The following is an 8,713-nucleotide window of genomic DNA, read 5'->3' on the forward strand; positions in this document are numbered from 1 at the left end:
GTTTCCCTCGCTTTTATCCGCATTATTCTTAAAAGATACTAAACAGGCTCTTAGAAGCGTATAAATAGCGGCACTTTTACGGTATGTGAGAGTGCCGTTTTTTCGGAGGTGGTGAAATAATATGGCAGATGAAAGCATCAGAGTCCCCATTGACGGTGATACCAGCGGTTTTGACCAAAAGGTTGAAGGCATGAAAGGGACGATCTCCGCAGCATCTGTGGCAATGGGCAATCTGCTGTCCGATCTGGGCAAGAAAGCCCTGTCTGCATTTGGCGATATGATCTCCTCCGGTGACGAGTTCAACAAGGCGATCAATCAAATGTCCTCTTCGACTGGTGCCACCGGGGCGGAGCTGGAAGGGCTGCGGGATGTGGTCAAGGACGTGTACGGCAACAACTTCGGGGATTCCTATGAGGATGCTGCCAATGCCGTGGCAGAAGTCACGAAGCAGACCGGACTGATGGGCGAGGAATTGCAGTCTGCCACAGAGGGTGCTATGGCACTGAGCGACACATTCGGCTATGAAGTCAACGAAAGCACCCGTGCTGCATCGGCACTCATGAACAACTTCGGGATCAGTGCCGAAGAAGCATACAATCTCATTGCCGCAGGAGCACAAAACGGTGCCGATCAGAACGGCGATCTGCTGGACACCCTCAACGAGTATTCCACGCAGTATGCGGCGTTGGGACTGTCCGCAGAACAGTTCACCCAGAGCCTGATCTCCGGTGCAGAATCCGGAGCGTTCTCCATCGACAAGGTGGGCGATGCGGTCAAGGAGTTCAATATCCGCTGCAAGGACGGCAGTGATTCCACGGCAGAGGGCTTTGCCATGATCGGCATGAATGCAGATGACATGGCACAGCGGTTTGCGGCTGGCGGTGACACGGCACAGGAAGCATTTTTCCAGACTGTCCAGGCGTTGGACAGCATTGCAGACCCTGTCGCCAAAAACCAAGCTGCCATTGACCTGTTCGGCACACAGTTCGAGGACTTACAGGCAAACCTATTGCCCATGCTGGCAAACATGGAAGATGCATCCGGTGTGGCGTATGATGCACTGGGACAGATCAACGAGGTCAAATATGACGACATTGGCAGTGCGGTAGAGGGACTGAAACGGACTGTCAGCGGTTTCTCTCTGGATATGAAGTCCACGCTGTCTGCCGGAGCAGCAGATGCCATTTCCGGTATCATCAATGTGATGAACGGCGGAGATGCTGCCGGGATCTTTGACGGGCTATTTGAAAGCATCAACAGTGTGATCGACTCCATCGGCAGCAGATCCAGCGGCATGGTGGAAGCTGGCAAGAAGATACTGGGCGAATTTCTTTCCGGTATCCGGAAAAACCTGCCTGGCATTCTCAGTGCCGGAACAGAGATCCTAAACAGCATCGTCCAGGGCATTTCGGAAAATGCTTCGGCATTACTGGAAGCAGGACAGACACTTTTGAACGGCATTATTACGGCGATTCAACAGGCATTGCCGAATCTGCTGCCCATTGCGGTGCAGCTGATCACCACGCTGATCAACGGATTGTCCGAGGGATTGGTGGCACTGATGGAGTATGTGCCGCAGATCATTCTAGCCATTGTCAATGTGATCGTGGAGAATCTGCCCACGCTGATCGTGGCAGCTATCGAGATCCTAAACGCTCTGGTAGGCGGTCTGATAGACAATGTCAGCACGATTCTGACAGCGGTCATTATGATTATCATGACACTGACGGATATGATAATCCAGAATCTCCCTCTTCTGATCGATGCAGCCATTCAGATCATTATGGCATTAGTCAATGGCATTCTGGACAATCTGCCGCAATTGATCGAAGCGGCAATTGATATGATCTTTGCCATTGTCAACGGGCTGATCGAACAATTGCCACAGCTGATCGATGCAGCCATTCAAATTGTCACAGCTCTGTTTCAAGGGCTAATAGACAACTTGCCAATGATTATTGAAGCAGCAATCAAGCTGATGTATGGACTGTCTTCCGGGTTGATCAAAGCGATTCCGGATCTTTTGAAAGCGATTCCCCAGATATGGGGAGCGATCTGGGATGCACTCACCGAAGTGGACTGGCTAGAACTGGGCGGCAACATTCTGAAAGGCATCGCCAACGGTCTGATCGAGGGTGTTTCTGCCATCTGGGATACGGTGCAGGACGTTGCCGGACAGATCTGGGACGGATTCAAGGACTTTTTCGGGATCAATTCCCCGTCTAAGCTGATGCGTGACACTGTGGGTAAATTTTTACTGCCCGGCGTTGCTGTAGGCATGGAAGACACCACAGGCGACACTGCCGATGATCTGAACCGTTCGCTGGATGCCATGATGGACAAGGTGGACACAGACCGGCTGCAAATGCAACTGGATTCTGCGGTACAGATGCAGGGCTATTCCAGCATGGGAGCTGCCGGAACGGCAGTGCAGTACAATCCGCCGGAGAAAACGGCGGCGGAGGAATACCGGCAGCCGCAGCAGAACGGGGATATTATCATTCCGGTGAACATCGGCGGCACACAGCTGGAAACTGTGGTAGTCAAGGCGGCTCAGATCGCCAACGCAAGGAGCGGAGGGGAAACATTATGAGACTCGTGAATATCTGGGGAAAATCACCGAGCGGCACTTGGTCTTGTGCTGCCAATATGCGACAGCTGGTCAACGGAGATTCTACTGCGGAACCTCTGGGAAAACGATTTCAAAGTGCCGGCGGAACACAGATCTATTATCCGGTTCTGGCGTTGGTGGAAACCATTCCGCTGTCGTTTGAGGTGCACGGAGATACCGCCTTGTACAAGCTGATGAGTGTGCTCAGATGTGGTGTACTGTATCTGGACGGTGCAGTTTATCCGGTACAGTCAGTGACAATTGTTCCGTTTGATTTTTTCCGTGGCACCTGTGTGATCGTATCCGGAAATATTTCTGTGACCACGGTCTCTGTCAGTCGGGAAATTTATCAGGTGTCTTTCCCAGCGATCCGGCAAAGCGGTCAGGACGAAAGCGGCGAGATCCCATGTTTTATGCCGCTGTTTCAGCGTGGAAGTTTGGAATTTTGCGGTGTCGAAATCGTACAGGACAGCAAGGGCACTCCCTTTTCGCCGCTGGCATATTTGCAGTCCAGAAACGGCAAACGTCTGGCGGACGGGTCTGTGCAGCTGCCGGACTACACGACCGAAAACACAGATGTGATCTATCTGCATTTCTATGTCGGTGCAAATTTGCTGCAAGCGGCTTCGCCAAAAATTTTGATATACGGTGTCAACGGGTATCCAAATGCAGAAAGAGATCTGACGGCGTATTTTCAAGATCCCAGCGGAAATTGGATCAGCAGCGTCATTGGAATCGGCATTACAGGAGCAGTGACAAATGCCTATGTGCGGATGCAGTGCGGCGATATTGACCGCATTTATCGTCTGCGGATCGATGCACCGAATTTCCGGGAGGATGAGATATGATCATTGCAGAATCCATTCGGGTGGAGATATACAAATACAACTATGCCGCACACAGCTATGATCTGGTTACTACACTGACGGAATCCAGTATCATTTCTGCCGGCGGCAAGCGGCAGTGCTGTGCAGACGGCACATTTGAGATCGGCGGCGTGTATGCTGCCACGTTTTCCATGCAGGCAAAGATTCCGGGAATGACCACATTTCAGGTGCGTGGGGCAAAATTACGGGTACGTTCCAAATACGGCACTGAATCCGCATGGCACAATATGGGCACATTCTGGGTCACGGATGCCACCCGTGTGGGCGAGATCTTTTCCGTCAACGCACAGGACTCTGTGGGGTGGCTGGATACGTCCAGCTATAACAGCACATCGGAATCTGCCGTCAAAGCTGTCGGAAAGGTGCTTGCAGACAAGTGGCAAAATATCGGGATCGGAATCGACCAGTGGGACGAAAACGGAACTGAATACGGCGGCTGGCTGCAATATCTGACGGACTGCACCAATACCTTTATCCAGTCCCAGACCGGCGTAAAAGAGATGCTGCACTGGAAAGCGTATGACAAGGCAAGACGGGAAACTTATGGCAGGTACTGCAACGACAGAATCTATGCAAAGGTCAATGAGAAATGGTCACAAACCATATATCCGGCAAAGTTTTATCTGAGTGCAGAAAACAGCAACAGCGACTCTGACTGCCCACGGGATTTTTACCGCTATCTGTCCGAGCTGGCATTTGGATTCATTTATGCCAGACCGGAGGACGGAGCTTTGGAACTGGGACAGTTCGGGAACGGTTATCACGGAAGTGCCAGCATCGGCATGTCAGAAATAGAATACGATTCCTGTGAGGTGGCGGATTATGAGATCCATATGCTGCGTACAGATGCCCGTGTGGAACTGGAAGATGAAAAATCTACATGGGCATGGGTAAGACATAGTTCTCCGGATTACAGCACCAGTTCTTTTCAGCGGTTTCTGATCGAATCCAATCCGTTTCTGGATGGTTTTGCAAAGGATTTTGTATTTAGCAGCGGCTATGGACTGAGTACCATTCCCCATTCTATGTGGCTCGCAAGATATTCTTCCGACACCGGGAATCAGTATGCAGTGCGTCCGTTTTCCTGCACCGTACACAGTACAAAACGGTTTCAGCTGGGACAGAAAATCAAGCTCTCTTATCGGGATTTTCATGAGACCACTGCCAAAAGCTATGACAGCATTATCACTGCCATTGAATGGACATTTCGGGGCGGTACAAAGCTTTCCTGCGGCGGCGAGGACAGCCGTGTGATGGCGGACTGCATCCGTTCTTCCAAGGGCGACAAAGTCCGCAAAGAGGCACGGAACCGATGCAGAGCGTTGGAAAAACGAGTTCAAAAACTGGGAGGGTAAGACATGATATTGCAGGCAAACAAGAAATTCATTGACACCAGCCATGTGGCACATCTGCTGACTGCCGGAGAAAAGTATGCGGACAAGCTTGTCTTTTCCGTAGAGCGATTTTATCAGGAAACCGATCTGTCCGGCTGTCTGTTTGTGATGCGTGGTGTCAACAGTGCCGGAAATCTGGCACTGGAAACGCTTTCGCAGGAAGTCATGGAAACAGAGATCCGGCTGACATGGAACGTGTCTCCGGCGTTTACTGCGGTTTCCGGTATGCTGGCGTTGGAGATCGTCTGCTATGACAACGGTGACCGCATTCTGAAATACACGGTCACGCCCATGCAGGTGAAAGCCTCTGTGCTGGAGGAATACAGCGGCGGTGTGGACGCTATCGAGGAAGCACTGAAAGAAATGGAACGGATCCTGACGGAAACCAGAACGATTTCGGTACAGCTGCCACAGATCCGAAACGGCACATGGTGGCTGTATGATGCCGACAGCGGAGCGTATACAGACAGCGGTCTGCCGGCTCGCGGTGAAAAAGGCGAACCGGGAGAAAAAGGGGATCCGGGCGAGCAGGGCGTTCCCGGTGAAAAGGGAGAAACCGGAGAAAAGGGTGAGCCGGGTGCAAAGGGCGATCCCGGCGAAAAAGGCGAACCCGGTGCACCCGGAAAAGACGGTGCAGACGGCGTAGACGGACGTGACGGTGCGGACGGAAAATCCGCCTATCTCCTTGCAGCAGAGCATGGCTACAGCGGTTCTGAATCCGAGTGGCTGGCATCTTTGAAAGGCGAAAAGGGAGATGCCGGACAACCGGGGGAACGTGGAGAAAAAGGGGATCCGGGAGAGCAGGGCATTCCCGGTGAAAAAGGCGACACCGGTGCAGACGGGAAAGACGGATTTTCCCCCATTGCTGCTGTGGCGAAAGACGGTAGCGTGGTGACGATCACCATCACAGATGTCAACGGTACAACGACTGTGACGCTGACAGAAGGGGCTGCGGTAGACCTCACGCCGTATGCAAAGACGGTTTATGTGGACGAAAAGGTGCAGGAGCTGTCCGACAGCCTGACGTATACCTTGCAGGAGCATACGCTGTCCATCACGCATCTGGAGGAATCTGCACACACCCATGACAATCTGGACGTACTGAATAAGATCAGCGGAACAGAGTGGACACAGCTGGTTTCCATCAAGCACTACCACAACAACATAGAAACGCTGAACAGCATTAGTCCGGCGGACTATGAGAATCTGAGTAGCAAGTTTCCGGCGAGAATCACGGCGTTAGAGGATTCTCTGGGCGACATTGCAACTGCTCTGGCGGACATTGTGGAGGTGACGGCGTAAATGGCGACAATTGCACAGTACATTGCAGAGATCAACCACCAGCGTGACCTGCTAGCAGGGCATCTGGTTGCCCGTGGCATTATCGCAACGGCAGACGAAAAGCTGAATCTGCTGGTACACAAGGTTTCCCTGCTGCCCTCTGGCTCGACCAAAAAAACAGTGGTTTTTGATGCAGACCACCGGGACGGGATCTTTCTTTCCCACAATAACACCCTGTACAGTCTTTCTGCTTTTACGGCGGTATATCCGGACTTTTGCAGCAGCAAAAATGAGTATGCCCTGAACTATTCCACTTCTATTTTTGGATGGGATTATTCCTGTTACACCTGTTCGACTGTGCCGCTGACGATCTCTGCGGCAACACAGATTGCGATGCGGTTTCTGGCAAGCAGCACAGAGGCAGGCGTTTTGCGGCTGGTACAGTCGGACAGCGGTACGGCAGAGGATATTCTCGCCAAAGCACAGACAGAGGGCAGCTATATTGCCCTGTCTTTGCAATGGCTGTACAGCACGGATTATATCACCACGCTGACCCCCTGCGAAGGTGTCACCACAGGCACATACTATCTGGCATGGGTCGGACGGAGCAACAACAGCCGTCCGCTGATCCGGTCGATTACAGCGATTTAAGGAGGTTATTTTATGAATCTGATCGAGGCAGTTGAGCAGCTGAAAAGCGGCAAGGCGATCCGGCGGAGCAGCTGGGGGGATGCGGCGATTCAGGCGGCACAGCTGGAAAACGGACAGTATCAAATCTTTGCTTCTGGGAATCTCACGCCGGAAATGCTGGTTTTGCTTTCCGGCGACTATGAAGCAACAACAGGAACGGAGGAAACATGATGGAAGTTTTGGGTATTACAGCAGTAGCAGCAATCACGATCATCTGCTATCTGGCGGCGGAGATCGTGAAGGTCACTTCTCTGGACAACAAATGGATTCCGGTCATCTGCGGTATTTCCGGCGGCATTCTGGGAATTGCAGCGTTGTTCTGGATGCCGGATTTTCCGGTGCAGGATGTGCTGTCTGCGGCAGCAGTCGGCATTGTGTCCGGACTGGCAGCAACGGGAGCAAATCAGATTTTCAAGCAGTTCAGGAGCTGATGAAATGGCAAAATATGCGTATGAAGATAATTCGCAGCTTTCGCCTCATTTTTGTGCCAGAGAATTCCGCTGCAAATGCAGTTCTCCGCACACGTTTCAGGTGTCGGAACAGCTGATTTCCATGCTGGAACGGCTGTATACGGCGTTGGACTGCGGCAAGATCATCGTCAGCAGCGGCTACCGCTGTGCAGCACATGACAAGGCAGTTGGCGGAAACGGAGCAGGACAGCACACCAAAGGTACGGCGGCAGACGTGGTGTGCTATGACAAGTCAGGCAGCGTAATCTCAGCAAAGACGGTGTGCTGCAAGGCTCAGGATCTGGGTTTCGGCGGCATTGCCAATATCACCGGTGCTTATACTTCGGTGCATCTGGATGTACGCACCGGCAGCCGATATTATGGTGATGAAACCAAAGGCACAAACACAGTGACAAACAATTTCTACAGCTATTTCGGCATTGCAAAAGCACAGCAGCCGTCTGGAATTGTGGCAAAAGGGATTGATGTTTCCAGGCATCAGGGTGTAATCAACTGGGAAAAAGTCAAGGCATCCGGGCAGGTGGATTTTGCGATTTTACGGGCTGGTTTTGGGAAAGAATCCAGCCAGATCGATGTGCAGTTTGAACGGAATTACAGCGAGTGCAAACGGCTTGGAATCCCCTGCGGTGCGTACTGGTACAGCTACGCCAAAACTGCCGCAGAAGCGGAGCAGGAGGCTGCTGTGTGCCTGTCTGCTCTGGCTGGAAAGCAGTTCGAGTATCCAATCGCATTTGACATCGAAGAACAGGCAAGTTTGCAAAATGCAGATGCCCTGTGTCAGGCGTTTTGCAGTGCGTTGGAATCTGCCGGGTATTATGCGGCAATTTATACGTTCAAGTCGGCTCTGGAAAGCTGTATCGGGGACGATATAAAGAGCCGGTATGACGTGTTTCTGTCTCATGTGGATGTGAGCAGATCGTCCTATGCCGGGCATTATGGGCTGTGGCAGTACAGCTGGAAAGGCAGCGTTTCCGGCATTGTCGGCGAGGTGGATCTGGACTATGCGTATCGGGATTATCCGGCGATTATCAAAAATGCGGGGCTGAATGGATTTGCAAAAAGTGCAACAACCACTCCGGCGGCGGATACTGGAAAAGACACTTTGGACACTGGGAAGGACACTGATATGCTGGGGCAGATCTTGCAGCACGTTGCCAGCATTGATGAGAAATTGAACGGGTAAAAACAGCAGTGAAATGCCGTTTATAGGTAGTAAAAAACGCTCTTGAACGTGGTGTTCAGGAGCGTTTTTTTCGTTTTGCGTGTCAGTTTTTTGCGTTTTGCGTGGCAGGCTACATTTGTGAATTTTACAAGGCACAAGATAGTATTAGGGAAACACTGATTAAATCTTCCCATTGAGCTACAAATATGGTATAATAG

Annotated in this window: 8 protein-coding genes; all 8 read left to right on the forward strand. The window is 51.7% G+C overall.

Translation table 11 applies throughout. From position 1 onward, the window contains the following. Nucleotides 1–121: 121 nt before the first annotated feature. Genes QZ375_RS12660 through QZ375_RS12695 form a run of 8 tightly spaced genes read left to right on the forward strand, consistent with a single transcriptional unit; the run spans nucleotide 122 to nucleotide 8,516 of the window. Nucleotides 122–2,593: a phage tail tape measure protein gene (locus tag QZ375_RS12660; RefSeq protein WP_295219619.1), complete on the forward strand. Its 2,472-nt coding sequence runs from the start codon at nucleotides 122–124 to the stop codon at nucleotides 2,591–2,593. Continuing rightward, a complete protein-coding gene (locus QZ375_RS12665; RefSeq protein ID WP_295219620.1) occupies nucleotides 2,590–3,459 on the forward strand; it encodes a hypothetical protein in 870 nt (289 codons plus the stop codon). Before QZ375_RS12660 ends, QZ375_RS12665 begins: the two co-directional genes overlap by 4 nt. Further along, nucleotides 3,456–4,853 carry a hypothetical protein gene (locus QZ375_RS12670; protein ID WP_295219621.1) on the forward strand — a complete coding sequence of 466 codons (1,398 nt, stop codon included), beginning with the start codon at nucleotides 3,456–3,458 and terminating at the stop codon, nucleotides 4,851–4,853. Before QZ375_RS12665 ends, QZ375_RS12670 begins: the two co-directional genes overlap by 4 nt. A gap of 3 nt (nucleotides 4,854–4,856) precedes the next feature. After that, nucleotides 4,857–6,194, forward strand: coding sequence for a hypothetical protein (locus tag QZ375_RS12675; RefSeq protein WP_295219622.1), 1,338 nt, complete (start codon nucleotides 4,857–4,859; stop codon nucleotides 6,192–6,194). Then, the gene (locus tag QZ375_RS12680; protein ID WP_277210139.1) at nucleotides 6,195–6,824 is read left to right on the forward strand and encodes a hypothetical protein; all 630 of its coding nucleotides are present in this window, start codon (nucleotides 6,195–6,197) and stop codon (nucleotides 6,822–6,824) included. A gap of 12 nt (nucleotides 6,825–6,836) precedes the next feature. Further along, nucleotides 6,837–7,034 carry a hypothetical protein gene (locus QZ375_RS12685; RefSeq protein ID WP_021683440.1) on the forward strand — a complete coding sequence of 66 codons (198 nt, stop codon included), beginning with the start codon at nucleotides 6,837–6,839 and terminating at the stop codon, nucleotides 7,032–7,034. Then, nucleotides 7,031–7,294 (forward strand): phage holin family protein, encoded by a 264-nt coding sequence (locus tag QZ375_RS12690; protein WP_021683441.1) that lies wholly within the window; start codon nucleotides 7,031–7,033, stop codon nucleotides 7,292–7,294. Before QZ375_RS12685 ends, QZ375_RS12690 begins: the two co-directional genes overlap by 4 nt. Before the next feature lie 4 nt (nucleotides 7,295–7,298). Then, nucleotides 7,299–8,516 (forward strand): GH25 family lysozyme, encoded by a 1,218-nt coding sequence (locus tag QZ375_RS12695; protein WP_295219623.1) that lies wholly within the window; start codon nucleotides 7,299–7,301, stop codon nucleotides 8,514–8,516. Nucleotides 8,517–8,713: the final 197 nt, after the last annotated feature.

The organism is Ruminococcus sp., assembly GCF_019417665.1.
Classification (GTDB): Bacteria; Bacillota; Clostridia; order Oscillospirales; family Ruminococcaceae; genus Ruminococcus_C.